The 26,089-nt window shown below is 73.3% G+C and carries 22 protein-coding genes; 11 read left to right on the top strand and 11 right to left on the bottom strand.

The features are described 5' to 3' along the window. The first annotated feature begins 64 nt into the window (after positions 1–64). The 6 genes from Drose_RS12465 to Drose_RS12440 are packed head-to-tail and all read left to right on the top strand — an operon-like array spanning position 65 to position 6,643. The gene (locus Drose_RS12465) at positions 65–1,069 is read left to right on the top strand and encodes an ABC transporter permease (protein ID WP_260728338.1); all 1,005 of its coding nucleotides are present in this window, start codon (positions 65–67) and stop codon (positions 1,067–1,069) included. Positions 1,070–1,076: 7 nt separating this feature from the next. Then, on the top strand, positions 1,077–2,063 hold the full coding sequence (locus Drose_RS12460; protein ID WP_260728337.1) for an ABC transporter permease: 987 nt from the start codon (positions 1,077–1,079) through the stop codon (positions 2,061–2,063). 26 nt (positions 2,064–2,089) lie between these two features. Further along, positions 2,090–3,838 (top strand): ABC transporter substrate-binding protein, encoded by a 1,749-nt coding sequence (locus tag Drose_RS12455; protein WP_260728336.1) that lies wholly within the window; start codon positions 2,090–2,092, stop codon positions 3,836–3,838. Further along, positions 3,835–4,668, top strand: coding sequence for a serine hydrolase (locus Drose_RS12450; protein ID WP_260728335.1), 834 nt, complete (start codon positions 3,835–3,837; stop codon positions 4,666–4,668). Before Drose_RS12455 ends, Drose_RS12450 begins: the two co-directional genes overlap by 4 nt. Beyond that, positions 4,665–5,762, top strand: coding sequence for a mandelate racemase/muconate lactonizing enzyme family protein (locus Drose_RS12445; RefSeq protein WP_260728334.1), 1,098 nt, complete (start codon positions 4,665–4,667; stop codon positions 5,760–5,762). Before Drose_RS12450 ends, Drose_RS12445 begins: the two co-directional genes overlap by 4 nt. Next, complete coding sequence (locus Drose_RS12440) at positions 5,759–6,643, top strand: C40 family peptidase (RefSeq protein ID WP_260728333.1); 885 nt, start codon at positions 5,759–5,761, stop codon at positions 6,641–6,643. The genes Drose_RS12445 and Drose_RS12440 overlap by 4 nt, the downstream gene beginning before the upstream one ends. Before the next feature lie 73 nt (positions 6,644–6,716). On the opposite strand, the gene Drose_RS12435 is transcribed toward Drose_RS12440, so the two are convergent. Together Drose_RS12435 and Drose_RS12430 are read right to left on the bottom strand one after the other, a co-directional pair. After that, positions 6,717–9,185 (bottom strand): fibronectin type III domain-containing protein, encoded by a 2,469-nt coding sequence (locus Drose_RS12435; RefSeq protein WP_260728332.1) that lies wholly within the window; start codon positions 9,183–9,185, stop codon positions 6,717–6,719. 227 nt (positions 9,186–9,412) lie between these two features. Further along, positions 9,413–12,319 carry a phospholipase D-like domain-containing protein gene (locus tag Drose_RS12430; RefSeq protein WP_260728331.1) on the bottom strand — a complete coding sequence of 969 codons (2,907 nt, stop codon included), beginning with the start codon at positions 12,317–12,319 and terminating at the stop codon, positions 9,413–9,415. A gap of 150 nt (positions 12,320–12,469) precedes the next feature. Between Drose_RS12430 and Drose_RS38740 the strand changes: the two genes are divergently transcribed. Continuing rightward, a complete protein-coding gene (locus Drose_RS38740) occupies positions 12,470–14,851 on the top strand; it encodes a hypothetical protein (RefSeq protein ID WP_313900018.1) in 2,382 nt (793 codons plus the stop codon). A gap of 116 nt (positions 14,852–14,967) precedes the next feature. Then, a complete protein-coding gene (locus Drose_RS12420) occupies positions 14,968–15,777 on the top strand; it encodes a polysaccharide deacetylase family protein (RefSeq protein ID WP_260728330.1) in 810 nt (269 codons plus the stop codon). Here Drose_RS12420 and Drose_RS12415 read toward each other — a convergent pair. Beyond that, positions 15,765–17,195 (bottom strand): alpha/beta hydrolase, encoded by a 1,431-nt coding sequence (locus Drose_RS12415; protein ID WP_260728329.1) that lies wholly within the window; start codon positions 17,193–17,195, stop codon positions 15,765–15,767. The genes Drose_RS12420 and Drose_RS12415 overlap by 13 nt on opposite strands. A gap of 585 nt (positions 17,196–17,780) precedes the next feature. On the opposite strand from Drose_RS12415, the gene Drose_RS12410 reads away from it, so the two are divergent. Both Drose_RS12410 and Drose_RS12405 read left to right on the top strand, forming a co-directional pair. Continuing rightward, positions 17,781–18,302, top strand: a complete 522-nt coding sequence (locus Drose_RS12410) for an RNA polymerase sigma factor (protein WP_260728328.1) — start codon at positions 17,781–17,783, stop codon at positions 18,300–18,302. 16 nt (positions 18,303–18,318) lie between these two features. After that, entirely contained in the window at positions 18,319–19,242 is a 924-nt protein-coding gene (locus Drose_RS12405) for a hypothetical protein (protein WP_260728327.1), read from the top strand. A 49-nt stretch (positions 19,243–19,291) separates the two neighbouring features. On the opposite strand, the gene Drose_RS12400 is transcribed toward Drose_RS12405, so the two are convergent. Then, positions 19,292–19,954 carry a hypothetical protein gene (locus tag Drose_RS12400; RefSeq protein WP_260728326.1) on the bottom strand — a complete coding sequence of 221 codons (663 nt, stop codon included), beginning with the start codon at positions 19,952–19,954 and terminating at the stop codon, positions 19,292–19,294. 415 nt (positions 19,955–20,369) lie between these two features. On the opposite strand from Drose_RS12400, the gene Drose_RS12395 reads away from it, so the two are divergent. Further along, complete coding sequence (locus tag Drose_RS12395; protein ID WP_260728325.1) at positions 20,370–20,957, top strand: hypothetical protein; 588 nt, start codon at positions 20,370–20,372, stop codon at positions 20,955–20,957. Positions 20,958–21,077: 120 nt separating this feature from the next. On the opposite strand, the gene Drose_RS12390 is transcribed toward Drose_RS12395, so the two are convergent. From Drose_RS12390 to Drose_RS12360, 7 genes are all read right to left on the bottom strand, one after another. After that, the gene (locus Drose_RS12390) at positions 21,078–21,281 is read right to left on the bottom strand and encodes a hypothetical protein (RefSeq protein WP_260728324.1); all 204 of its coding nucleotides are present in this window, start codon (positions 21,279–21,281) and stop codon (positions 21,078–21,080) included. A 103-nt stretch (positions 21,282–21,384) separates the two neighbouring features. Next, a complete protein-coding gene (locus tag Drose_RS12385) occupies positions 21,385–21,510 on the bottom strand; it encodes a hypothetical protein (protein WP_260728323.1) in 126 nt (41 codons plus the stop codon). Continuing rightward, positions 21,507–22,886 (bottom strand): pyrroloquinoline quinone biosynthesis protein PqqE, encoded by a 1,380-nt coding sequence (gene pqqE / locus Drose_RS12380; protein WP_260728322.1) that lies wholly within the window; start codon positions 22,884–22,886, stop codon positions 21,507–21,509. Before pqqE ends, Drose_RS12385 begins: the two co-directional genes overlap by 4 nt. Further along, positions 22,883–23,581 (bottom strand): pyrroloquinoline-quinone synthase PqqC, encoded by a 699-nt coding sequence (gene pqqC, locus Drose_RS12375; RefSeq protein WP_260728321.1) that lies wholly within the window; start codon positions 23,579–23,581, stop codon positions 22,883–22,885. Before pqqC ends, pqqE begins: the two co-directional genes overlap by 4 nt. Continuing rightward, complete coding sequence (locus Drose_RS12370) at positions 23,560–23,691, bottom strand: hypothetical protein (protein ID WP_260728320.1); 132 nt, start codon at positions 23,689–23,691, stop codon at positions 23,560–23,562. The genes pqqC and Drose_RS12370 overlap by 22 nt, the downstream gene beginning before the upstream one ends. A 135-nt stretch (positions 23,692–23,826) precedes the next feature. After that, on the bottom strand, positions 23,827–25,083 hold the full coding sequence (locus tag Drose_RS12365; protein WP_260728319.1) for a PQQ-dependent sugar dehydrogenase: 1,257 nt from the start codon (positions 25,081–25,083) through the stop codon (positions 23,827–23,829). A gap of 222 nt (positions 25,084–25,305) precedes the next feature. Beyond that, complete coding sequence (locus tag Drose_RS12360) at positions 25,306–26,082, bottom strand: 5-formyltetrahydrofolate cyclo-ligase (RefSeq protein ID WP_260728318.1); 777 nt, start codon at positions 26,080–26,082, stop codon at positions 25,306–25,308. Positions 26,083–26,089: the final 7 nt, after the last annotated feature.

Raw genomic sequence — 26,089 nt, 5'->3', positions numbered from 1 at the left:
GGCTGAACGTAGGCGATTGTCTTCACTCGTCACGACCGATCGCTGAGCCGGGGAGGTGGGCGCGATGGGTGCGGTGCCGTTCGATGTCGGCACGTCAGTCAGCGGGGGCGAGCCGCCACCGACCGGCGGGCACGCCGATGCCGTCGCCGCCCGCTCGCCCGGGCAGGTCATCTGGGCACGGCTCCGGCGCGACCGCACCGCCCTGGTCAGCGGCGCCGTATCGGCGCTGCTCATCGTGGTGGCGCTCGCCGCGCCGCTGATCGAGCTCGCCTACGGCATCGGCCCGCAGGACTCGTTCAAGGACGACCTCGACCGCTTCGGCATGCCCTACGGCATCGCCGGCGGCGTCTCGGGCGAGCACTGGTTCGGCATCGAGCCGGGCCTCGGTCGTGACGTGTTCATCCAGATGGTCTACGGGATGCGCACCTCGCTGGGCATCGCGTTCGCCGCGGCGCTGATCACCGCGGTGCTCGGCGTGCTGACCGGCATCGTCGCCGGCTACGTCGGCGGCTGGGTCGACTCGATCATCAACTGGATCACCGACATCGCCCTCGCACTGCCCTTCCTCATCTTCACGCTGGCCGTCATCCGCCCGCTCGAACTGGCGTTCTACGGCCCCCGGGAGGCGGTGCCGGGCTGGTTCCGGGTCATCGTGCTGATCGGGCTGTTCGCCGCGTTCGGCTGGACCGCCACCGCCCGGCTCGTGCGCGGTCAGGTGCTGTCGCTGCGCGAGCGCGAGTTCGTCGAGGCCGCCCGGGCGAGCGGCGCCAGGACGGCACGCATCCTGTTCCGGGAGCTGCTGCCCAACCTCTGGGCACCGATCATCGTCGCGTTCTCGCTGTCCATCCCGGCGTACATCACCAGCGAGGCCGCGCTGTCCTTCCTCGGCATCGGCATGCTGGAGCCGACCCCCGACTTCGGCCGCATGATCTTCCGCAGCCTCAACTACCTCCAGACCGATCCGGCGTACGTGCTGTTCCCCGGCGTCACGATCTTCGTGCTCGTGCTCGCGTTCAACCTGTTCGGCGACGCGCTGCGCGACGCGCTGGACCCCAAGTCGTCACGGTAGGGCGCACATGGTCATCTTCCTGATCCGGCGGGTCCTGCTGGCGGGGCTCACGCTGTTCGCGGTGAGCGTCGTGACGTTCCTGATGTTCTTCGCGCTGCCCCGTGACCCGGCGACCGCGATGTGCCCGAAGAACTGCGACGCGGCCCGGCTGGAGCGGGTGCGCACCGAGCTGGGGCTCAACGATCCCAAGCACGTTCAGTATCTCAACTACATGAAGGGCGTGTTCGTCGGCCGCGACCTGGGTGCAACGCAGGGCGGGCACTGCGACGCGCCGTGCCTGGGCTACTCGTACGTCAACAGCGAGCCGGTGACCGAGACCTTCGGCCGGGTCATCCCGGTGACGCTGAGCATCGTGATCCCCGCGTCGGTGCTGTGGCTCGGCATCGGCATCGGGCTGGGCATGATCTCGGCGCTGCGCCGGGGCACGGTCTTCGACCGCATGGCGATCGGGGTGTCCCTGGCCGGCGCCTCGATGCAGTTGTACTTCGTGGGCGGCCTCCTGCTGCTGATCTTCGTCTACACGCTGAAGGTCCTGCCCTACCCGCGGTACACCTCGATCCTCGACAACCCGTGGGACTGGGCGACCGCCCTGATCCTGCCGTGGTGCGCTCTGGCATTCCTGTTCTCCGCCGTCTACGCCCGGCTGTCCCGCGCGCAGATGCTCGAGACGATGACCGAGGACTTCGTGCGGACCGCCGAGGCCAAGGGGCTCAAGCGGCGCACGGTCGTCGGTCGGCACGCGCTGCGGGCCGTCATCACACCGCTCGTCACCACCGCCGGGCTCGACGTCGGCGCCGCGCTCGGCGGGACGGTGATCACCGAGACCACGTTCGGCCTGCGCGGGCTCGGCCGGACCGCGATCGACGCGGTCAAGGACGGAGACCTGCCGACGATCATGGGCACGGTCCTGATCGCCGCGGCCTTCATCGTCGTCGCGAACATCGTCGTCGACGTGCTGTACACCACCATCGATCCGCGGGTCCGGTTGCGGTGAGAACCCGCACGGCCAGGGAGGAAGACATGCGACGGAAGTCCTTGACAGCGCTGGCGCTGCTCACACTCGTGGCCGGGCTCGGCGCGTGCAGCAACAACAAGCGGGGTGACGACAAGCCGGGACCGGACACCAACCGCCAGGCCTCCGGCTCGATCGCCACCGACCCGAAGGACTCCAAGGGTCCGGCCGCGGAGATCCCCGGTGCCGCCAAAGGCGGGACCGTCACGGTCATCCGGCAGAGCAAGATCTCGCACCTCGACCCGCAGCGCGTCTACTCGTTCGTCGGCCTGACCGCCTCGCAGCTCTACGCGCGGCGGCTCACCACGTTCAAGGACGACGGCAAGGGGAAGGTGGTCCTCGTCGGTGACCTGGCCGAGACGCCCGGCACCGACGTCAACAAGGACTGCAAGACCTGGGAGTTCAAGATCAAGGAGGGCGTCAAGTTCGAGGACGGCAGCCCGATCACCGCCAAGGAGATCGCCTACGGCATCGCCCGCTCCTTCGACCTGTCGCTGACCGGCGGCCCCACCTACATCCAGGAGTGGCTGGCCGACACGCCCCAGTTCGACACCAAGTTCGACTTCGCGAAGAACAAGACGTCGCTGCCGCCGGGGCTGAGCACACCCGACGACCGGACGCTGAAGTTCACCTTCGCCAAGCCGCACTGCGACCTGCCGTTCGCGGCGTCCCTGCCAGCCACCGCGCCCGTGCCACCGGCGAAGGACACCGGCACCGACTACGACAAGCAGCCGTTCTCCTCCGGCCCGTACAAGCTGGCCAAGAACGAGGCGGGCACCCGGCTCACGTTCGAGCGCAACACCCACTGGGACCCGGCCACCGACGCGATGCGCCACCAGTACCCGGACTCGTACGTCTACGAGTTCGGCCCCGACCCGGTCACCCAGACCAACCGCATCATCGCCGACAGTGGCGCCGACGCGAGCGCCGTGTCGTTCAACGGCGTCGACTCGTCGCTGGTGTCCAAGGTGGTCGGCGACCCGGCGCTGAAGTCGCGGACGCTGCAGGAGCCGACGCCGAGTGAGTACACGCTCACCATCAACAACAACCGGGTGACCGACCTGAGCGTCCGCCAGGCGCTCAACTACGCCATCGACCGCGACGGCGTCGTCAAGACCCTCGGCGGCGAGACGGTGGCCCGCGGGGTCACCACGCTCATGCCGCCGGCCACGATCGGCTGGAAGGACTACGACGCCTACCCGGCCGGCAAGAGCGGCAGCCCGGACAAGGCCAAGGAGTTGCTCGCCGGAAAGGCGCCCGCGCTGGTGCTCGGGTTCCAGGACGATGCCACGAACCAGGAGCTCAGCACCCACCTCAAGGGCAACCTGGAGAAGGCCGGCTTCAAGATCACTCTGAAGCCGATCCCGGCCGACACGTTCCTCGACGAGACCAAGAAGAAGGACAACCCCTGGGACCTGTACATCGGGTCGTGGGGCGCGGACTGGCCCAGCGGCGCCTCGATCCTGCCGGTGCTCTACGACGGCCGGGCGATCAAGGCCGAAGGCAGCAACAACGGCGCTTCGTACCTCAACGCGCCCGCCCTCAACGCCGAGTTCGACCGCATCCTGGCGCTGCCCGTCGCCGAGCAGGGCGCCGAGTGGGGCAAGCTCGACGAGAAGATCATGAAGGAGTACGCGCCGGTCGTGCCGCTGTACGTCGACGTGATGTTCACGATCCACGGCTCCAAGGTCGGCGGCCTCTTCATCGACTCCATCTGGGGCAGCGTCGCGGTCACCAACGCGTACGTGAAGCAGTGACACGGTTCCGTTCGACGCTCGACGGGGCGCTCGACGGGACACCGGGCCTGGTCTCGGTGTCCCTCGGGCGCCTCGGCGCTCCACCGGCCTACACCCGGCTGCCGGACGAGCCGCACTACGCCGCCAGCACGATGAAGGTGGCCGTGCTCGTAGCCCTCTACCGCGCGGGCGACGCCGGCACGCTCGACCTCGACGCGCCGGTGCCGGTGGTGAACGACTTCGCCTCGGCGCTCGGCGACGGCTCCCGCTACGCCGACGACCCCGGCTACGACAACGAGCGGGAGGTGTGGGACCGCCTCGGTGCCGCCGCGCCGGCCCGGTGGCTGGCCCGCCGGATGATCGTACGGTCGAGCAACCTCGCGACCAATCTGCTCATCGCCCTGGTGGGGCTGCCCGCGGTCGCCGAGGCGTGGCGGCTGGCCGGCGCGACCGGCAGCGTCACCGGGCGCGGCATCGAGGACCGGGCCGCCCACGCGGCCGGGATCGACAACACGGTCACCGCCGCCGACCTCGCCCGGCTGCTGGGCGCCATCGCCACCGGGTCGATCGCGGGGCCCCGGGCCTGCGCCGAGATGCTCGACGTGCTCGCCGCCCAGGAGCAGCGCGAGGACCTCGCCGCGGGCCTGCCCGACGGGGTCCGCGTCGAGCACAAGAACGGCTGGATCCCAGGCGTGCGGCACGGCGCCGGGGTCGTCCGTCCCGGCGACACACCGCCCTACGTGATCGCCGTCTGCACCACCGGCGAGCCCGACGGCGACGACGATGCCCGCCGGCTCATCACCCGTGTGTCGCGCATCGCGTGGGACGCGCGCAAGGAGCTCACCCGATGACCATCGAACTGGTGCGCACGCACCGCGTCTCCGCCCCCTTCCACACCCCGTTCGTCACCGCCCTGCGCCGCGCCACGACGGCCGATTCACTGCTGGTCGAGGTCGTCGACAGCGACGGGCGCGGCGGCTTCGGCGAGGCACCGCAGGTCTGGCAGGTGACCGGCGGCTCGATCGCCGCTGCCGAGGCCTGCGTCGAGCAGTTGCTCGGCCCGCTGCTGACCGGCCGCGACGCCGACGACGTGACCGGCAACAGCCGGCTCGTGCAGCACGCGGTCCAGCGCAACGAGGGCGCCAAGGCGGCCGTCGACGTCGCGCTGCACGACCTGGCCGCGCGCCGGAGGGGTGTGCCGCTGGTCCGTTTCCTCGGCGGTGTGCGGACCTCGGTGCCGACCGACGTCACCCTCGCCGCGGGCAGCCCCGAGGCGCTGGTCGCCGCCGCCCGGGACCGGGTACAGGAGGGCTTCCGCGTGCTCAAGGTCAAGGTCGGCAGGGCCGGTGCCGACGAGCGCGACGCGGCGGCCGCCGACCTCGCCCGGGTCCGGGCCCTCCGTGCGGCCGTCGGCCCCGACGTGCTGCTGCGCCTCGACGCCAACCAGGGCTGGACCCCGCGCCAGGCGGTTCGCGTCATCCGCGGCATCGAGGACGCCGGGCTCGACGTCGAGCTGGTCGAGCAGCCGGTGCCCCGCCACGACCTCGACGGCCTCGCCTGGGTCAGCGACCGGGTCGGCGTGCCGATCCTCGCCGACGAGGCGGTCTTCGGCGTCCGCGACCTCGTCGAGGTGATCCGCCGGCGGGCGGCCGACCTGGTCAACGTCAAGCTGGCCAAGTGCGGCGGCCTCGGCCCGGCCCGCACGCTGCTGGACCTGGCCGCCGCGCACGACCTGGGCACGCTGGTCGGCTCGATGATGGAGACGCAGGTCGGGGTGGGCGCCGCCGCCAGCCTCGTCGCCGCGTACGGCACCACGGCCGTCTCCGACCTCGACGCCGGGTGGTGGCTGGCGTCCTCGCCGCTCAAGGGCGGCATCCGGTACGAGCGGGACACCGTGCACCTGCCCGAGTCACCCGGGCTCGGCATCACGTTGGAGGATCAATGACGGAAGCGACGGTCACCGTTGCGGTCGCGACGCTGGTCGCGGCGCCGGAGAAGGTACGCCCGGCCGACGCCGCGGCCCTCGACGACCGGCCCGGCATCGGCGCCTGGATCGCCGCGATGACCCCCGCGGAGCAGACCGACAGCGACGTGGTCACCCAGCTCCTGTTCGGCGAGCGGGTGCTGGTCGACGAGGTGCGCCCCGACGGCTGGGCCCGGGTCGTCGCGACGGGCCAGCCGGCGCCCGGCCTCGACCCGCGCGGCTACCCGGGCTGGATCCGCGCGGCGCACCTCGCCGAGCGGTTCCCGACCGGCGGCGGTGCGCCACTCGTCGTCGACGCCCTGTCCACCGCCCTCGCCCACTCCCCGGGCGGTCCGTCTGCCGTGTCCGGTGTCGTACTCGGCACCCTGCTGACACCGGCGGGCGCGGCGGTCGACGGCTGGCTGCCGGTACACGCCGCGGGCCACGCCGATCCGTTGTGGGCCCGCACCGACCATCTCGCCCCCGTGCCCGCGGGCCCGCCGACCGGCGACGAGGTGCTCGCCATGGCCCGCCGCCTCCTCGGCGCCGTCTACGTGTGGGGCGGCCTGTCGAACCTCGGCATCGACTGCTCCGGCCTGGTTCACCTGGTGTGGCGCCGGCTGGGCACGGCACTGCCGCGCGACGCCCACGACCAGTCGGCCGCGACCGCCGTCGTGCCGCGCGGCGAGGAACGCCCCGGTGACCTGTACTTCTTCGCACGACCCGGCCGGCGGATCCACCATGTCGGGATCGTGGCGGAGGCCGGCCGGATGGTGCACGCGTCGTCCGTCGCGCACCGGGTCGTCGAGGAGGCGATGCCGCCCGAACGGGCCGAGACCCTCGTCGGCGCCCACCGGGTCTGAAACGGCGGCCGAATGGTTCGGCCGCCGTTTCATGATCGTGCGCTCGGGTCGTGGCCGCGGCGCGGGTGTCGCGTCAGGCCCGCCGCGGCCGGGACGCGAACGTCAGGCCGCCACCGGCGAGCACCATCCCGGCACCGGCCAGGACGATGGTCGTCAGGGCCGCGCCGGTGACCGGCAGGGAGCCGTCCGACGTGCCCGCCGCGGCCACCGTGATGACCAGCTTCATCGAGTGCGGCAGCCCGTCAGGTGCCACGCCGGCCGCGACGAAGGTGTGCTGACCGGACGCCAGGCCCGGCGGGACGGTCACCGCCTTGGTGAAGTTGCCGCTGCCGTCGGTCGTCACGGTCGCCAGCACCGTCGGTGCCGAGTAGATCGTGATCGTGGCGGTCGAGTAGGCGGCGAAGCCGGTACCGATGACCACGATCGCCTGGCCCGGCGCGGCGGTGGTGATCCGGCCCCGGTCGGTGGTCAGCTCCAGCGGCGTGTCCGGCGGGCTGGCCGGCGTCGGGGGCGCGGTCGGCACGACCGCGTTCGACGGCCCGGCGGGCACCGAGTTTCCGCCGGCGCTGTGTGCGACGACGGTCACCGTGTAGGACACCCCGGCGGTGCCACCGAGCACGCAGCTCGTGGCGCCGGTCGTGGTGCAGGTCGCCGGGCCGGGGCTCGCGGTGGCCGTATACCCGGTGACAGCGGGCCCGTCCCCGGGCGGCGCGGTCCAGGTCACGTTGATCGACGAGATGCCGGCGACCGCGGTCACCGAGCCCGGCGCGGCCGGGACGGCGGGACCGGTCGGGATGCCGGCGGTGACGGCGAAGGAGTGGGTGACCGCCGGGGCCGCCAGGTGGTCGGCGTCACCCGCCTGGTTGGCCGTGACGGTGCAGGTGCCGGCCCCGACCAGCGTCACCGTGCCGTTGTTGCCGGGGGCCGTCGCCCCGAAGGACTGGCCGCCGCCCACGGTGCACACCGCGGGCGTGCCGCTGGTGAACATCACCGACAGGTTCGACGACGCCGTCGCGGTCAGCGCGACCGTGCCCGCCGACAGCGGTGTGTCGGCGGGCTGGCCGAACGTGATCGTCTGCGCGTTCTTCAGCACCTCGAACGACCGCGTCACCGTCGGCGCCGCCAGGTACTCGCCGTTGCCGGCCTGGTCCGCGTCGATCGTGCAGGTCCCCGCCCCCACCAGCGTCGCGACGACGTCGACGGTGGCGATGCCGGCGGCCGACTCCGGGTTGTCCACGGTGCACACCGCCGGCGTGCTGCTCGCGTACGTCACCAGCAGCTCCGACGACGCCGTCGCGGTCAGCGTGACCGTGCCCGCCGACAGCGGCGTGTCGTCCGGCTGGCCGAACGTGATCGTCTGCGCGTTCTTCAGCACCTCGAACGACCGCGTCACCGTCGCCGCGGCCTTGTAGCTCGGGTCACCGGCCTGGTCCGCGTCGATGGTGCAGGTGCCCCCGGCCAGCAGCGTCACGACGACACCGTTCTCGGCGAGGCTCTCCGTGTTCGGCAGGTACACCGTGCACACCGTCGGCGTGGAGCTGGTGTAGGTCACCGGCAAGCCGGACGACGCCGTCGCGCCCGGCGCGACCGTACCCGCCGAGAGCGGCGTGTCGGCGGGCTGGCCGAACGTGATCACCTGCGGGTTCTTCAGCACCTCGAACGACCGCGTCACCGTCGGCGCCGCCAGGTACTCGCCGTTGCCGGCCTGGTCCGCGTCGATGGTGCAGATGCCCCCGACGACCGGGGTCACGATGTTGCCGACGACGGTGCACACGGCGGTGGTGGTGCTCGTGAACGCGACCTGCAGGCCGGACGACGCCGAAGCGTCCAGCGTCGTCGGACCGACCGACAACAGCAGGTCCGTCGGCTGGGTGAACGTGATCGTCTGCGGATCCTTGGTCACCTCGAACGAACGGCTCACGGGCGGCGCCGGGTCGAACCCGTCGCCGCCGAGCTGGGTGGCCTCGATCGTGCAGGTGCCGAGGCTGATCAGGGACACGCTGGCGGTGTCCTCGGTCCTGCTCTGGGCGCCCAGGAGCGTTTCACCGCCGGGAATGCCCACCGCGCACACGCCGGGAGTGGTGCTGGTGAAGGTCACCGGCAGCTCGGACGATGCCGAAGCGGTCAGCGGCGCCGACAACGCCGACAGCGGCGTGTCCGGTGGCTGCGTGAACGTAATGGTCTGCGTGGCCTCGGCGAGGACCCGCGGCGCCGCGGCCGGGGCCGAGGACGCCACGGCCGCGGCGGTCGGTGACGCCTGCGCGGCGGGCCGGATCTTCTTCGCCGCGCCCTGGGTCACGTCCGCGGCGCGCGCCTTGGCGGCCTTCTTGTCGGCCTTCTTGCCGTCGGACTTTCCGTCGGACCTCTTCTTGTCGGTCTTCTTGTCGGTCTTCTTCCCCGCCTTGCCCGTGGTCCGAGCCTTGGCGGGCGACGCCTGATCCGTGCTCCGCACCGCGGCGGACCCACCGTCCTTGTCGGCCCGCTTCGCGGACGCCGGCTCGACACCCAGGCCGAGACCCGCGAGCGTCCCGACGATCGTCACCGCGCCGAGCGCACCTAGGAAACGTCTACTCACCCCATGCAACACCGAAAGCCCCCGTATGGACAATTTGCCCCAATTGCGAACAATGTAGCTGCTCGAAAGGAAAGCGTCCGACGATCGGCGAATCGGGTGCCGCGTCCGCATGATTCCGGATCATGCCGCCTCAGCCGCTCAGGAGCGTCACCTCGAGCGATCCGCCGCGGCTCGACCGGCGGCGCACCCGGCCATCAGGGCGACGGCGACGGGTCGATGACGTGGTCCCACTGGCCGTCGAAGGTGTGCGTGCGGACGCCCAGCACGGGCAGGACCGCGCAGGCCAGCGTGCGCAGCATCTCGTCGCGCGGCGACGGCACCGCCCGGCCGCACAGGATCAGCCGGTCCGGGTGGGTACGCTCGTCGGCGTCGAGGTCGAGGCGCCGCAGGAGCGTGTTCGCCGAGCCGACCACCGCGAGCGTGTCGTCGAAGATCCAGGTCTTCGCGTGCATCCACCCGCACCGGTCCTTCCGCTCCGGCTTGTACGTCCAAACCGACACCTTCCCCGGCCCGGCCGCGCGCAGGCGGCCGAGCAGCGTGCGGCGGTGCCGGTTGGCCTGCCGCAGGTCGGTCTGGGCCTGCTCGGCGTGGCCGGTCAGGACGAGCAGGTGCCGAAACTCCGGGCGCGTGACCGCGCCGGTCAGCGCGTCCAGCAGTTCGTCGTCGTCCGCGGCGCCCACGAAATACTGGTCCTCCACGTAGATCGTCGAGCGCACCTGCGCGAACGCCTCCAGCAACTGCGCGCGGACCGTCCGCTCCGGTCCCGGCGCCGGCGGCGGGGGCCACACCCACGGAGCGGGCGGCGGCCGGTCGGGCCTGGCGTACGTGTGGACGACCCGCACCGACTGCTCGGCGGCGTGCCGCGGACCGGGTGCCAGCCGGGCGGGCAGCGGCAGGTACCGCATCGCCGGGAGGCTGTTCCACCGTTCGGCGAGGGTCCGGTACACGTCGAAGGCCGCCGGTCCGGTGATGCGCACCTGCACGTCGTGCCACGGCCCGGTCCCCCGCCCCGGGTCGCCGAGCCGGTCGGTGGCGATGTCCATGCCGCCGAGAAAGGCGGCGGTACCGTCGATCGCGACCGCCTTCTGGTGGAAGGTACCGGCGATCGGCAGCCGCTCGTCGAGGCACGCCACGACGCCGCGCTGCCGGTTGAGCCACTCCACGGCCGGGGTGTTCGGGTGCCTGAAGTGCCCCGACAGCAGGACCCGGACGGCGACGCCGCGCCCGCCGGCCGCGGCCAGCACGGCACCGGCCGTCGTGGTCGTCGTCCCGAGCGTCACCGGCGTGGACGGTTCGAGGACGAGGCCGGCGACGAGCGCGGTCGATCCCGGGCGCGCGCCGGCGAGGGCGTCGGCGAGGGCGGTGTAGTAGGCGGCGTAGTCGAGGTACGGGATCACCGTGTTGCCGGTCGTCCAGGGGTTCCAGATGCGCTGCTGCCAGGCCCGGTAGCCGGCGCCGGTGGGCTCGATGCGCACGGTCAGCTCGGCGGCGGCGGTCTCCGCGTCGTGCAGCATCATCACGACCTGGAGGCGGCCCGTGCGCTGTTCGAGGTACGGGCGGCCCGTCGGGCTCCGCAGCACCTCCGGCGGGTACGTCTGGTCCCCCTGCGGCTCCGGCTTCTCGTACGTGGTCCCGAGGACCCGCAGCCCGAAGTTGACGCCGGGCGGGCTGGTCACCCGCGCCGTGAACGTCACGTCGACGACGCGGTGGCCGTCGGGCACGTCGAACTGCAACGCGAAGTTGTGGTGGCCGATGCCGAGGCCGGGTGTGCCGGCCAGCGCCACCTGGAGCGGCGGCAGCGCGTCCGGCGGCGGCTCGACCTCGGCGCCGAACTCGTCGGCGAGCTGCGTGGCGCTGGCGGGGGTGATGTCGTCGTGGCGCACCCGGAACTCGAAGGGGCCGAGCTTCGCCCGGAGCGCGACGATCTCCTCGTAGGTCCGGCGCAGGGCGGCGCCGGGGTCGGGCACGACGAGGTCGTAGGTCATGCGGATGCCGTACCGGATGAGATCGACCCGCCACTTGCGCATCATCCGGAAGTAGTCGATCCGGATCGCCCGGCCGGTGTCGTTGTGGATCTCCTTCGCGGCGACGTCCTCGGTGCCCGACCTCGTCTCGACGCGCAGCGAGACCTTGTGCTCCTTGCGGACCCGCGACGACGACTTGCGGGTCTGCTCGGCGGTCTGCTTGACGCTGGTGGATCGCGCGCCGCGCTCCGAGTCGGCGGCCTTGACGTCGAACGACGTGCTCAGCGTGACCGGCCCGTACGACCCCTTGGCGCTCACCCCGAAGTTCATCGCGGTCTCGCGCTTCGTCTCCGACTCGTTGCCCATCGCCGCGTCGGTCTTCTCGGCGACGCCCTTCTCGCTGTACGTCTCGAGTTCGTCGGTGACGATGTCCTCGAACTCGTTGCCGGTCGTCGCCCACTCCTTGTGGCTGACGGAGACCTTCTCCCCCGGCGCCATCGGCACGGTCGCGACGAGCTCCCCGCGCTCGACGCCGACCGGCGTCATCTCCACGCGCTCCAGGTGCAGCCAGGCGACGGGTTCGAGCCGCCGCCGCTCGACGAACCGCTCGACGGCGGCGTCGAGCGGGACCGCGCCGGCACGGGCCGGGCCTTCGGCGCGGATCGTGCCCAGCAGCCCGGCGGCCGTCACGAGCGCGTCGGCCGGGACGGCCGCGGCCCGGCGGGCGGCGTCCGGTGCGGCGGCGGGCGCGGTGACCGCGGAGCCGAGCAGCTCGGCCGCCTGCCGGACCGGGCCGTCGGGGGCGAGTTCGCGCAGCGCCCGCGCCTCGGCGGGCGACACGGCCACGTCCCGGGCGAACGCCAGCTTGTCGAACGCGGTCGGCTCCTCCCTCGCGCCGGCCTGGACGCCGACCCGGTCGTAGGTGGCCTTGAGGAAGGTGCGGGTGGAGTTGGGCAGTTCCGGCATCGTGGTATCTCCAGTGCTGGCCGAGTCGGTGGTCTGTGTCGTGGTCGCTGTGGTGGTCGAGGTCGTGTCCCGCGTGGACGGCGGGGCCCCGGTCCCCGGTGGTGTGCCCACGCCGTCGCTGGTCCCGCCGCTGACGACGTGCCGGTCGGCGGCCTCGTTCGTGTCTCCCATGACGCCTCCTCGCTCATCCGGAGCCGGCCGGCGGGGCCGTGATACACCTGTCGCCGGGACACCGCTGACTGCGGGACGACCGACTTGCCGGTACCATCCCTCCGCGTCGATCCGAGGCGGGTCGGACAGGATCGGTGATCCGGGGGGACGATGACCGACGAGCACACCGGGCAGCCGGACCGGGACACGCCGTGGGCCAGCCGGTCCCCGTGGGCGGCCCCACCGCGGCTCCCACCGCCCGGCCCACCGGCTGAGGCCGAGGCGGAGGAAGCGGTCGGCGCGCCGGCCGCGGAACCGGTCTCGCTGGCACAGGCCGGGCCGCGGTCGCCGTGGGCGCCGCCGCCCGAACCACCGCCACCGCCCGAACCACCGCCGCCGGCCGGGACACCGCCGCCGCCCGAACCACCGCCGCCGCCCGAACCACCGCCGCCGGCCGGGGCACCGTCACCGGCGGAGTCGCCGTGGGCGCGGCCCCTCGCGACGCGGTCGTCCTCCGACGACTGGCCGCCGGACGAGGAGCTGCCGGACGAGGAGCTGCCGGACGAGGAGGCGGTAGCGTTCGACGAGCAGGGGCCGGCCGACGCATGGGCGCCGGCCGGACCGTGGATGCCCGCTCCAGCGGAGCCGGCCGACGTCGAGCGGCCGGACCCGCGGGCCCCGGTCAGCGCGCCGCCCGCGGTCAGCGCGCCACCGGCCGGCGAAGCACCGTTGATCCACCCGCCGCGGCGGCGGCGCGGGCTCGTGGCCGGGCTGGTCGCCGGGGCACTCGCGGTCGTGCTCGTCGCCGCCGGGATCGCCGCCCATGTCGCCAGCCGGCCCGGCGAACCGTCCCTCACCGCGGACCTCGCGCGAGCCGTGTCGGCCGTCGCCGCCGCGCCCGGCACCAGCGTCACGCTCGCGTTCGGCGACGACCGCGGGAACCTGGTCGGTGCCGAGTTCACCGTCACCGCCGACGGGCTCGGCAGCGGTACCGTCACCGACCCCGGCGGTGGCCGGGCCGACCTGCGCACCAACGGCACCCGCACGGTCGTGCGCGGCGACGCCGCCTGGTGGACCCGCCGCGCACCCGACCAGGTCAGCGCCCTCGCCGACCGGTGGGTCCAGCCGAAGGACGGCGTCGCCCTGCCCGTCGACGCCGGCCGGGTGCTCACCCCGAACCGGCTCGCCGAGGCGATCCGCTTCGCCGGCGCCGGGCGCCCCGCGGTGACCGGGACGGTCCGGCTCGGCGACCGCGACGCCGACCTCGTCGAGAACGGCGACTGGACCCTGGCCGTCACCAAGGCGCGACCGCGAACCGTCGTGTGGCTCGGCGGGCACCTGTCCGGGCTCGGGCCGCTCCAGCCGGCGAGCCGGCTCGGCGGCCCGCCGCTGCCGACCGGCACCGGCGCCGGCTTCGTGCCGGCCTACGAGCGGATCCACCGCCCACCGTACGTCAGCGTCACCGTCGCCGTCCCGGACGAGGCCGCGCTCGGCCGGACCCGTGCGGCGGTCGGCGAGGTCCTTGCGCCGGACCAGGCCGGGCCGGCGGCGATCCAGCAGGCGAAGGTACCGGTCAAGGCCCCGAGATTTCAGCTCGACGCGGACCTCGACAACTGTGCCACGCCGCAGTGCTCGTGGGCGGTGACCGTCACGAACACCGGCACCGCGCCCGGCGACGCCACGGTGGTCGCCACGGTCGAGCCCGGCATGGCCACGAAAACGATCCGCCTCGGCGTCGTCGCACCCGGTGCCCGGATCGCCACCCCGGCGATGACGTTCAAGAATCCGGCGCCCGGCCAGAACAAGGTCCGGGTGCGCTACTCGGCGCAGGTGTACTCGCCGGTGCTCGACGGCCCGAGCTCCGCACCCCGGCTGCGGATGCAGTCGCTGCTGCTCGACCCGTCCCGGTCGAGCACCGTGAGCCGGCTCGACCCGTCCCTCCAGGTGCTCACGCTCGGCGCCGCCGACGTGATGACCCGCGGCAAGGCGCACCTCACCGAGCAGGAACAGGCGACGGTGCTGGCCGCGCTCGAGGCGGCGATCACCGGCCGGCTGCTGCCCGAGCTCCAGGTCCTCGTCGCGGCCGGTCAGGCGGGGCGGCTGGAGAACCCCGCCGACCTCGCCGGACTGCTCGCGGCGACCGCTGACCAGGCCGAGGCGGACCGGGTCGGCGTGCGCCGGACGGTCGAGCTGGCGGCGGCCCTGCTCCGCGACGATCCGGCGGTGCGCCTGCGGCTCGGCCGGGACCTGTTCGACCTGACGCACCGGCGCGCCCACCGCGTCGCGCCCGTCACCGGCGACGGCCTGGTGGAGCCCCTGGTCGAGGCGGCGAAGTGGCTCGCGGGCGCGCCGCCCGGCTACGCCCGGGTCGCGGTACTGCACGGTGAGCCGGCCGGCGTCGCGTACCTGGGCGACCGCAGCCGGCCGGTGCTGTCCGGTGCGCTGTGCCCCGGCGGGAGACCCGCGCTCGACGAGCTGGTCGTCGTCAACGGCGCGGGCCGGCACGTGTTCGGCAAGGAACGGTTCCACGACCTCGACGGCAACTGCCCCTGACGGGAGGTGCCCGGGCGGTGCCGAGTGACGTGCCGGGAGGCCCGGGGAGGCATGGCCGGGATGAGCCGCCCTCGATCACGCTCACGACCGGTCCGGTGCTCACTACGCTCGCTTGCGTGCACGTCCCGCCAGCCAAGGCGCGCCTGCTGGTGGCGGTGCTGCTTGTCGTCGTGGTCGTCGCCGTGAGCAGTCCGGATTCCCGTCGTACCGTTCGCTGGGTCAGCGACGGCAGGACGCATCCGCAGCCGTCGGCAGCCGCGACAAGCGCATCGCCCACAGGCGTGGCCTACCTCGCCCGTCTGCCGAAGTTCGACAAGGCTCCGCCCGCACACCCGGTCACCGCCGCCGAGAGCGACGGCGCGCCGTGGATCTTGCGGGTGCCCACCGACCAGCCGGTCGCGTTCGTCACCATCGACGACGGCTGGGTCAAACACCCGGAGGCGGCCGAGCTGGTGCGGGAATCACGCGTGCCGGTGACGCTGTTCCTCACGGTCAACGCGATCAGCGACAATCCGGCGTACTTCAAAACGTTGCAGGACCTCGGTGCGGTGATCGAGGCGCACACCATCACCCATCCGAAGCTGCGCGGCCAGTCCTACGGCGTCCAGAAGCACGAGATCTGCGACGGGGCCGAGCAGCTCGCCGGGCTGTTCGGACGGCGGCCGACAATGTTCCGTCCGCCGTTCGGCGAGCAGGACGCGACCACGCTCCGCGTCGTGCGCGACTGCGGAATGAAGGCCGCGCTGTTCTGGAAGGAGACGGTCAACCGAGGGCGCGTGCAGTACCAGGAGGCCAGGATCGTCCAGCCGGGTGATGTCATCCTCATGCACTTCCGGGACCAGTTCGTCGAGGACTTCATCGCCGCACTGGAGGCCATCAAGGCGGCCGGGCTGACGCCGGCCCGCCTGCAGGACTACTTCCCCTGACCCGCCGCGGCGGGGGCCGGGCCTGCGGCGCAGCCCAGCTCGTCGCACAACGGCGGAAGGGTCCGCGCCAAGGCGGCACTGGCGAACTGCCAGTTGTGCCCGCCGCCGACGATCAACAGGTGGGTGGGGATGCCGGCCTCGGCGGTGGCGGCCGCCAGGCGCCGGCTGACGGCGATGTCCCGCGGGTCCCCGGCACCGGCGCCGAACCACGCGGTCACGCCGGGATAGTGCCCCGTGCGCAGCAGCCGCACGGGATCGTGCGCCTGCTGCGCCGCGACAGAACCGCCGAACAGGTCGCTCAGGGTGTGCGCCGGGGAGCCGAGGTTCGGCCTGGCGTCGCCGCCGAGGTCCAGGAAGTGACGGTAGACGTCGGGGTGCCCGAGGACGAGGTCCAGGGCGCAGGTGCCGCCTTCGGAGAAGCCGACGATGCCCCACCGCGACGGGTCGGGCCGGAGACGCAGCGTGTCCGTGACGAACGCCGGCACGTCCACGGTGAGATAGGTCTCGGCGTTGCCCTGCGGGCCGTCGACACATTCCGAGTCGCCGGTGGTGGAGCCGTTGTGGTCGACGGCCACCAGCACCGGCGCGATCCCGTGGTGAGCCGCGGCGTAGGCGTCGTCGGTGGCCTGGGCGTGTCCCGACTTGAGCCAGTTGATCGGCGTGCCGGGTGAGCCGACCAGCATGACCAGCACCGGCAGCCTCTGCCGGTCCGCGCTGAAGTACGCCGGGGGCAGGAACACCACACCCGGGCGGTGCCTGAAGTGCGAGTGGGTGCCGGGCACGTCCAGGCCGAGGATGATGCCGTGCCGGGGAGGAGCGCCGTCGGGCGCGGTGGCGGCGTCGAGCAGGTCGTGCGCCTGCCGGCCGCCGACGGCGCCGGAATGGCCCAGCACGTCGCCGAACTGTGGCCAGATGCCGTAGTGCTGGTCGATCAGCAGAAACGCGCCCGAGAAGGTCAGCGGCACCGCGAGCACGGCGGCCGCGTTGCGCCAGGCGCCCGCGTGCCGGAGGGCCAGGGGGCATCCGGCGATCGCGGCGATGCCGGCGCCGACCCACACCGCGAACGACGGCGGGTAGGTGTCGCTGATCGTGCCGGTCGTCCACAGCGTGATCGCGATCAGGCCGACAAGCGCGGCGACCACCACCAGCAGGACCGGCAGCGTGCGGGTGATCCATCGGCGGTCCCGGCGCCACCAGGCGGCGATCAGCAGTGCGCCGCCCGCCGCCTCGACGCCGAGGGCCACCGGGTGGTCGAGCAGCGGCACGTGGTCCAGCCCTCCGGCCGGGCCCGCCACGGCCAGCGTCACGACGACCGGCGGCGCCGCGGCGGCCCACCACCACCGCCGGGACCGGGCCGGTGGCCGCGCCACGGCGACGGGATGCTCCAGGGCGGGCTCCTGTGTCCAGCGGTCCCCCATGTCCCCCTCCGCGGTGCGGTCCGGGCGTCCCTGGGCCGGCCCGGTGCCGCCGGTCCTGAGCGCCGGGGCCGTGCGGCCGTCGGCGCGCTCACCGGTCGGCCCGCACGAGCGGGGCGCCGCTGGTGCGGCCGGGCGACGAACGGAAACCGTATCCGCGCGGTCGACCGCCGGCAACAGCGGACCGTGAGCGCCGGACCACGCCGACGTAACCCTGGGGCAACCCGCTCGCGATCCGGTCCCTTTGGAAACTGCCACGAACAGCACCGAGAAACCATCGTCCGATCTGCCGGAATCAGCCGTTCCCGCCATTTCGGGCCGCCGATCTCGCGGTCCCGCGAAGGCGCGATCGTATGACCGGCGGGTGTGACACGCCTACGGATGCGTTGCGGTGATCCGACGCAGGACGGTGGGGTCGGCGACCAGAAGCAGCGCCTTCGCCTACGAGAGCGGCCTGATCCGGCGGCCACGGTGATCTCCGGACCGCGACCGTGCCGGCGCCGGGTGAAATGATTCGGCACGTGCCGCACATGTGGCCGGTGTCGGGCGCATTCGCCCGGCATCGACCCACGGACCCAGGAGGCACGCTTGGCCCGCGCCGCACCCTCGTCACCCGGCGATGATCCCGCCGCACGCTTCGAGCGCCTGTACCGCGCCTGCTACACCGACCTGCTCGGTTACGCCCTGCGCCGCACCGACCGGCCGGAGGCCGCCGCCGACGTGGTCGCCGACGTCTTCCTGGTCGCCTGGCGCAGGATCGACGACCTCCCGGCGGACCAGGCACGCCCCTGGCTGTTCGGGGTGGCACGCAAGGTGATGGCGAACCAGCACCGGGCCGACCAGCGGTCGGCGGACCTCGCCGCCCGCCTCCGCCAGGAACTGACGCAGGTCACCACCGTCGAGCCGGAGGTACCGGAAGAGGTCGGCCGGGCGTTCCGCGCCCTGCCGGAAGCCGACCGGGAACTGCTGCGCCTGGTGGCGTGGGAAGGGCTCACGGCGGACGAACTGGCGATCGCGCTCGACTGCACGGTGAACGCCGCCCGCATCCGGCTGCACCGTGCCCGGCGCCGGTTCGCCGCGGCGCTGCGCGAACCGTCACTCAACAGGTGATCGAGGAGACACACCCATGACCGACACCGACGACCGGCGGGATCACCTGATCCGGTTGCTCGTTCCCATCCACCACGTCCCGCCCTCGGCGCAGAGCCCGTCCGGCGAGGCGGCCGTCACGCTGCTGGAGGGCATCCTGCGCGCCGAGGCGCCCCCGGCGCGTCACCGCGGTCCGGCGTCCTGGTTCGCCCGGCACCGCCGGCTGGCCGTCGCGGTGCCCACCATGGCCGCGGTCGCCGTGCTCGCGTTCGGCGTCAGCGCCGCGCTCCCCACCGGCTCGGGCCCGGTCGGCCCGGCCCCGGCGCAGGCGTTGCAGATCACCGAGGACAGCGGCTACATCGTCATCAGGATCAAGGACCCGGTCGCCGATCCGCGGCGCTACCGGGAGGAACTCGCCCGGCACCACCTCGACATCGACCTGAGCCTGGCGCCGGCCGCGCCCGACCGGGTCGGCAGGGTCATTTTCGCGGAGGTCGGCGACACCGGCGACGGCCCGGACCTCGAGTGGATCGAGGCGCCCGGGGACTGCACCGCCAACGGCAACTGCTCGGCCGGCATCAAGGTGCCGGTGACCTTCAGGTCGTACGCGAGGATCGTCATCGGCCGGACCGCGCTGCCCGGCGAGGAGATCGACGGCGGCTCGCCGGAGGAGGACGCGCAGGCGCGGACCCTGGTCGGCAAGACCGTGGCGGAGGCGAAACGGATCCTCGCGTCGAGCGGCCGGACCGCCAGCTACCGCGTCGGCTGGGAGTCGACCGAGCCGCCCGGCGGCGCGGTGCCCGACACCTGGATCGTGTACGACTCCGCGCCGCTGCCCGGCAAGGCCGTAGCGCTGTGGGTGTCCGCGGACGGCGAGGCGCCGGCGCCACCCAGGCCCGGTCCCGAGGCGTCCGGTTCCTGGCAGGTACAGCCCACGACATCCCGCAGCGGCACTCCGTGACGGCGGACGCCGGCGCCGGGTACCGTCCCGGCACCGGCGCCCCGCCGGCTCAGACCTCCAGCAACCACCACGCGACGGCCACCCCGCCGCTCGGCGCCTTGGCGTTCAGGTGCAGGCTGAGCTGCCCGGACACCTGGTCCGGCACCGCCGCCTTGACCCACACCGCGGTGTTGCGCTGCGCGACCGCGAGGGCGTGCGTCGAGCCGAAGATGTGCAGGCCGCTCACCGTGACGCTGGTCGCGCCGGCCGGCACGGTCGCCACGCCGCTGCGGGTGAAGCGCACCTGGCCGCGCACGTCGAGGGCGGTCTTGCCGAACTCGTCGGGCGCGCCGGCGACGACGCCGACCCCGCCCGGGTCGGTGGCGGTGCCGACGACGCCGTAGCCGAGGCCGCTGCGCCCGATGACGCCGTTGCCGTTGGACGAGGAGCCGACGACACCCGCGTCGAACCCGTTCGCATCGACGCCCACCTCGGCGTTCGCCTTGACCGCGACGCTGCCGCCACCGCCGCTGCCGACGGTGTTGCGGACGTCGAGCGTCGCGCCCGTCAGGTTCGAGCGCAGGACGGTGCTGGTGGAACCGGCGTTGTTGTCGGCGCCCTGGACGACCGGGTCGCCCGGGGCCGCCGCGGCGGGGCTGCCGCCCGTGACCGCCGCGGCGACGGCCGCCGCTCCGCCCGCGCCGAGCCCGGCGAGCATTCCCCTGCGGCTCACGCGCTGTTTCCTGTTGTCCTGGTGCATGACCGTCCCCCCTGGTCGAAGCCATGTGACCAGCCCAGGCTGCCGCCTCCGGCGCCGCCGTGGTGGCCTCGATCTGTCATCGATGCCACTGAATACTGGTTGCAAGGTCTCGGTTACGCATTGCATCAGACCTGCGCCCGGTAGGCCCCACCGCCGTGCGGGCCACCGGCGCCACCGACCCGGAGGGTCCGCCGCTGCCGTCCGAGGACGGGCGGTCGGGCTCGCATGCGCATCACCGCCAGCGATGACGCCGGTCGCCCCGGCTGTCGGAATGACGACGCTCAGGCGTCGCGGACGGCGTTGTTGTTGACTGCGGCCGGTACCTTGATCCGCGCCAGCGGCGGGGGTTCCACGCACCGCGCCGGTCATACCACCGAGGAGGAATCGCATGAAGCGCCTGGCGCTCTCGACGTTGTTGGCCACCACGCTGGGTCTCGCCCTCGCCGGCTGCGGTGACAAGGCGGAGAAGCCGCCGGCCGCGCAGCCATCGGCCGCGCAGCCCTCGACCGCGCAGAGCTCGGCCGGCAGCGCGTACCCGAAGACGGACGACGGCGCCAAGGCGCTGCTGGAGGCGCTCCGCACGGGCAAGGACCCGGCGCTCGTCCAGCGGCTGAAGCCGACGACCGAGGACTACAAGGCTGTGTTCGTGGGTGCGGCCGCGGCCAAGGCGGAGCAGTTCTACACGACGAAGCTATGGAACGGCGACGAGATCAAGGTCGCCGGAAAGCCGGAGCAGACCGAGCTGAAGGTCTTCAAGGCCACGTCGGAGGAGATCCGGGCGTGGGGGCCGAAGGTCTCGGCGGAGTTCCCGGGCGGCTACCAGCAGCTCGGCGCGCATCTGAAGCCGGGGCTGACGCTGTACCGGTGGAAGTACACCGAGCCGGGCGACGACACGGGCCTCGCGTTCGAGGGCCTCGTGAACGTCAACGGCCACTGGGTGTGGATGCCGAAGGCCTGGCAGGCGCTGGGGTCCTGATCCCCGGTCCGGCCCGGCCCGCGGAGACCACGCGAGCCGGGCCGTGATCCGGGCCAGGGCATGGATGCGCCGCCGGCGGAGACGTGGGCTACGCCGCGCTGCTGTGAGCGGCACCGGACGCTAGCGCTCGTGCGCCCGCCAGTTGTCGACCTCGCCGTACTCGGTCCCGGTGGCCGGGTTGACGTCCGCCTCCGAGCCGAACTCCTCCGGGCCGTAGTCGTCCGGGTCGCGGTCCGCCGCCTTCGCCGCCGCGCTCATGGCGACGACCGGCTCACCGTCCTGGTCGAAAACGTGTGCTGTCTTGCTGTCAGCCGTCTTGCTCATCTCGTGCTCCTGTTGTGCGCCCTCCTGTACCTCACTGACCCGCTCCCGCTCAGGGTAAACAGCGTGGTGAACAGTTGGTCCGATCCGGCCGGGGACCGCCGGTTCACCGTTCGAGCGTCTGCCCGTCCCACGCGACCTCGACCGGGGCCCCAGCACCGGCACCGGCCAACGGGTTGGTGTTGTTGAGGTGGCCGACGCCGGCCGCGCTGCCGAGGATGTGGACCTTCACGGCGGGCGCCGCGGGATCATCGGTGGCCGTTCGACGGTACCGGCGGCGGCGAGCACGGTCCCGTGGTGCGGGGACCACAGGCACGCCGGATCGGTGGCCGCCGGGTCGCCGGTGAGCTGGAATGCCTGGCACCGGCAGCCACCGAAGTCCACGGTGCGCAGATCGCAGCCGCGGCAGGGTTCGGGCATCCATGCCGTGCCGCGGAAGGCGTTGAACAACGCGGAGTGCTGCCAGAGATCCGCGAGTGTTCCACTGTGGACGTTCGGTGGCGCCGGGCCGGGTAGCTGCCCGGCGGCGAGGCAGGGCAGCACGTCGCCGTTGGGTGCCACGACGAGCTGGCGGCTGCCCCAGCCGTTCATGCACGGTTTCGGTCTGCCGGTGTGGTGGTCCGGCTCGACGTAGACGATCTCGACCCGGTCGCCGTGCCGGTCGTGGACCTCGGCGACCGCGGCCGCGGCGGCGTCGACCTGCGCGCGGGTCGGCATGAGCGCGGCCCGGTTCCGCAACCCCCACCCGTAGAACTGGGTGTGTGCCAGCTCCAGCCGCTCGGCACCGAGATCGACGGCCAGCTCGGCGATCTCGCCCAGCCGCGCCACGTTCCCGGCGTGCAGGACCACGTTGACCGACAACACCGTCCCCGACTCCCGGACCAGGCCGGCCGCGGCGAGCTTGCGGTCGTGGAACCGGCCGCCCGCGACCCGGTCGGCGTCGGCCCGCCGCGAATCCTGGATCGACAGTTGCAGGTGGTCCAGACCCGCGTCCAGCAACGCGGCCAACCGGTCGCCGGTGAGCGGGACGCCGCTGGTGACGAGGTTGGTGTACATCCCGAGCCCGCGGGCCTGCCCGACCAGCTCCGGCAGGTCCCGGCGCAGCAACGGCTCACCACCGGAGAAGTGGACCTGGAGCACCCCGGCGGCACGCGCCTGGTCCAGCACATCCGCCCACTCCGCGGTGCCGAGCTCGGCGCGGTACGCGGCCGGCTCCACCGGATTCGAGCAGTACGCGCACCGCAGCGGGCACCGATACGTGAGCTCCGCGAGCAGGCCCGTCGGGCGTGGGTGGTCACTGGCCCACGGGGGTGCCCCGGTGCCGCTCGCCGCGGCGCCGCCGGGCCGTCCGGTGCCTCCGGGGGTCAGCAGCCGCCGGTCGCTCAGGTCGGCCAGCAGCCGCCCGACGTCGGCGGCGTCGACGTCGTCGTACTCGCGGGCCAGCCGACCCACGATCCCGGCGAGGTCCCGCCGGCCGTCGCAGGCGGCGACCACGTCCGCCGCCACCGGGTCGAGCAGCAGCACACCCTCCGGATACAGCAGGGCGTGCTGGTCCCGCACCGGGTCGAACACGAGACGGACACCGCGGCGCAGGCCCGGCCCCGTCATGTCGTGGTCGCCGCGTAGTCGATGGCGTCGAGCATCGCGCCGAGCACGTCACACTTGAACCGCAGTGCCGCCAGCGCCGCCAACTGCTGCTCGGCGCCGGTGCAGTGGGTCAGCACCAGTTCGAGCGTGTCGGCGCTCTCGTCGCGGGCCACCGGGATCCGCGTCTCGAAATAGCTGAGGCCGTCGGGTTTGATCCAGTCGTAGTGCTGCTGCCAGGCGCGCAGGCGATCGGTCATCAGCTCGGGGGCGAACAGCTCGGTGAGCGCCGCGGCGACGCCTTCGGTCCACGGCCGGGTCTGGCAGAAATGCAGGTAGGCGTCCACGGCGAACCGTACTCCGCGCAGCACGTGCCGCTCGTCGACGACCTCCTCCCGCGACAGACCCACCGCCTCGGCCAGGACGAGCCACTCGGCCAGCCCACCCGCACCGTCGCGCGGCCCGTCGTGGAACGTCACCCGCGGCAGCCACGCCCGCCGCACCTCCGGCAGGGGGCAGTGCGAGATGATCGCCGCGTTCTTCTGGGCCAGGCACCGCTGGTAGTACCACCGGTTCGCCACCCACGAACGGATCTCGTCCGGGCTGCAGCGCCCGTCGTGGAGGCGCCGGTGGAAGCGGTGCCGGTCCCAGTAGTACGTGCCGAGGCCGCGCAGCGCGCCGGCGAACGCCTCCCGGCTCAGCGCGACTGCCGGTGCCACGGGTCACCCGCGCCGGAGTAGGCGGAGATCTCCGGCCGGGTCTCCAGACACTCCACGCGTGGCGCGGTCCACTGCCGGCGGGCGGGTGCGTGCTGCTCGGTGCGGGACATCGTCGCTCCTCTCGTCGCGGCTTGCGCCATCCAAGCTGCCCCGGCACCACCGCACGGACATCAGCACTTCGGTGTGAACCGGCGGCCGGAGAACATCCAGCGAATTTTCAGGAAACGGCGGTACCGTCGGCGCCCTCAGGTCAGCTCGACGAGGCCCGCGCCGCGCAACCACAGGCGGAGAATCCGGTCGTCGTCGGGGACCGGCCCGCGGTCGTCGCGGCCGTCGCGGTTGGACGTGGTGAGCCAGATGCTGCCGTCCGGGGCGCGGATCGCGGTGCGGAGCCGGCCGTAGCGGGCGTCCAGCGCCTCCACCGGACGCCCGGCCACCCCGGCACCGGTGCGCCACCGGACGCCGGAAACGTCGTCTCCCGCACCGCTCGTGGCCGCGCCGCCGAGGGGCACCAGGTAGACGCGCTGACCTCGCAGACAGGTCACGACGGCGGTACGGCCGGCGATCGCCACGTCGGCGCTGACCCCCACCTCCGGGCGCCACGCCACCACCGGGTCGGTGTACCGCGCGTCGCCGCCGATGCCCTCGACCGCCGGCCAGCCGTAGTTGCGGCCGGGCCGGACCACGTTGAGCTCGTCCCAGGCGGCCTCGCCGATCTCGGCGACGAACATGGTGCCGCGGCTGTCCCACGCCATGCCCTCCGGGTTGCGGTGCCCGTAGGACCACACGAGCGAGCCGGGGAACGGGTTTCCCGGCGCGGGCCCGCCGTCGGGCGTCATGCGCAGGATCTTCCCGCCGAGGCTGTCCAGGTGCTGCGCGTTCTCGTTCCGTGCGGCGTCGCCGGTGCTCGCGTAGAGGTACCCGTCCGGGCCGAAGGCCAGCCGTCCGCCGTTGTGCACCCCGCCGCTCGGGATGCCGGTGACGATCGGCCGGGGTCGCCCGGGCAGCCGCAGTTTCGCGATCCGGTTGTCGGTCGTCGTCGAGTAGTAGACGAACACGGTCCGGTCGTCGGCGTACGACGGCGAGGCCGCGATGCCGAGCAGGCCACCCTCGGTGTCGGCGTTCGCCTCGGTGACCGTGGCCACGACCGACACGGTCAGCTCACCGTCGCGTTGCCGGCCCGGTCCCACCTTGAGGATCCGCGCGGTCCTCCGTTCGGTGACGAGGGCGCCGCCGTCCGGCAGGAACGTCACGCCCCAGGGAATGTCGAGGTGCCGCGCCTGCGTGGTGACCGACACCAGCGCGTCACCGTGGGCGGACGGGCCGGCCGGCCCGGGACTCAGGTCCGTGGGGTCCGGCCCGGGAGCGGACGGGGGCGGCGAACGCCCGGGACCGGGGCCGGCCGCCCGGCCCGGCGCGCATCCCGCGACCGGGCTCAGGGCCAGCACGGCGGAAAGTGCTCCACCGACCCAGCCGCGCACGGTCGCCGTCCCCACCGCCATCGCCCTCCAGCCCGACAGCAGACGTGATCACATTCCACCGTCACACCGGCCCGGGCGGCGCGGCCTCACCTGTCCGGGAGGACGCTTCAGCGGTACTTCCTCTGCTCCCGTCGCACCGGTGAGCGCCCGCTGCTCGGTCTCCTGTCGCGGCCGCGGGCACCGCGAAGCGGGTCCTCATCACGGCCGGCGCGACCGCGGTGACCGGCCCGCCGAGCGCGTTCATCAGCGCTGTTCGCGCAACGCTCGCAACAGCGGAATCGACTCGATCTTCTCGTCGGTCAGCTCCGCCCAGCGGATCCCGGCCGCCGGGCGTGGCCCGCGCCGGCCCCGGCAGTCGATGACCCGGTCGGGAGTGACGACGAAGTCGACGGGCACGTCGTGGCCGGTCGTCGGGACCACGCCGGCCGGACGCACCTGCAGCTCGTGGACGGTGGTGACGACCATCGTGTCCGCGCCGATCAGCCCGGCGGCGCCGGCGAGCGCGAACTCGAGGTCGGCGAAGCCGCCACCCTTGCCCAGCCGGGCGCCGTCTTCCCCGACGGCGACGCAACCGGTGACGACGAGGTCGACCGGCGCGAGGTCGGCGACCGAGATCCGGCGTGCGGACCGGCCGGCGCCGCTGATCGACGCCGCGGTCCGCGGCTTGTCGGCCAGGTGGTCGGGGTCGAGCAGGAAGAACGGCTCCGGCTCGGCGAGCCTGGGCACCGCCATGTAGACGACCTTGCCGTCCTCCAGGGCGCGTTGCCGCACGGGCAGTTGCGCCGAGTCGGGGTTGGCCTTGACCGTCCCGGCGGTGCTCCAGCACGCGGTGGACCGCAGCCGCTCCGCGGCCGCCTCGGCACCGACGAAGTTGGAGATCCGCCCGGCGGCGCCCGGGAACCGGGCCACCCGGGCCGCGCTCAGCGCCGCCCACACCTCCTCCCGCAGGGCGGCCTTGGCGGCGAGCAGATCGGCCGGCCCACCGGCGTCGCGGTCGTGGCGTGGAGCACGTCGAGGCACGCAGCCC

This window comes from Dactylosporangium roseum, assembly GCF_025264685.1.
Taxonomy (GTDB): domain Bacteria; phylum Actinomycetota; class Actinomycetes; order Mycobacteriales; family Micromonosporaceae; genus Dactylosporangium; species Dactylosporangium roseum.
Note: the sequence above shows the minus strand (reverse complement) of the source record. Positions and strands in the feature narration are given on the sequence as shown.

What these genes read in the sequence shown, in the direction of transcription:
- Drose_RS12395 (WP_260728325.1), top strand. Translation starts at nt 20,370, where the DNA reads ATGAAGCGCCTGGCGCTCTCGACGTTGTTGGCCACCACGCTGGGTCTC.
- Drose_RS12390 (WP_260728324.1), bottom strand. Translation starts at nt 21,281, where the DNA reads ATGAGCAAGACGGCTGACAGCAAGACAGCACACGTTTTCGACCAGGAC.
- Drose_RS12465 (WP_260728338.1), top strand. Translation starts at nt 65, where the DNA reads ATGGGTGCGGTGCCGTTCGATGTCGGCACGTCAGTCAGCGGGGGCGAG.
- Drose_RS12460 (WP_260728337.1), top strand. Translation starts at nt 1,077, where the DNA reads ATGGTCATCTTCCTGATCCGGCGGGTCCTGCTGGCGGGGCTCACGCTG.
- Drose_RS12405 (WP_260728327.1), top strand. Translation starts at nt 18,319, where the DNA reads ATGACCGACACCGACGACCGGCGGGATCACCTGATCCGGTTGCTCGTT.
- Drose_RS12440 (WP_260728333.1), top strand. Translation starts at nt 5,759, where the DNA reads ATGACGGAAGCGACGGTCACCGTTGCGGTCGCGACGCTGGTCGCGGCG.
- Drose_RS12455 (WP_260728336.1), top strand. Translation starts at nt 2,090, where the DNA reads ATGCGACGGAAGTCCTTGACAGCGCTGGCGCTGCTCACACTCGTGGCC.
- Drose_RS12445 (WP_260728334.1), top strand. Translation starts at nt 4,665, where the DNA reads ATGACCATCGAACTGGTGCGCACGCACCGCGTCTCCGCCCCCTTCCAC.
- Drose_RS12415 (WP_260728329.1), bottom strand. Translation starts at nt 17,195, where the DNA reads ATGGGGGACCGCTGGACACAGGAGCCCGCCCTGGAGCATCCCGTCGCC.
- Drose_RS12430 (WP_260728331.1), bottom strand. Translation starts at nt 12,319, where the DNA reads ATGGGAGACACGAACGAGGCCGCCGACCGGCACGTCGTCAGCGGCGGG.
- Drose_RS38740 (WP_313900018.1), top strand. Translation starts at nt 12,470, where the DNA reads ATGACCGACGAGCACACCGGGCAGCCGGACCGGGACACGCCGTGGGCC.
- Drose_RS12370 (WP_260728320.1), bottom strand. Translation starts at nt 23,691, where the DNA reads ATGTCCCGCACCGAGCAGCACGCACCCGCCCGCCGGCAGTGGACCGCG.
- pqqE (WP_260728322.1), bottom strand. Translation starts at nt 22,886, where the DNA reads ATGACGGGGCCGGGCCTGCGCCGCGGTGTCCGTCTCGTGTTCGACCCG.
- Drose_RS12365 (WP_260728319.1), bottom strand. Translation starts at nt 25,083, where the DNA reads ATGGCGGTGGGGACGGCGACCGTGCGCGGCTGGGTCGGTGGAGCACTT.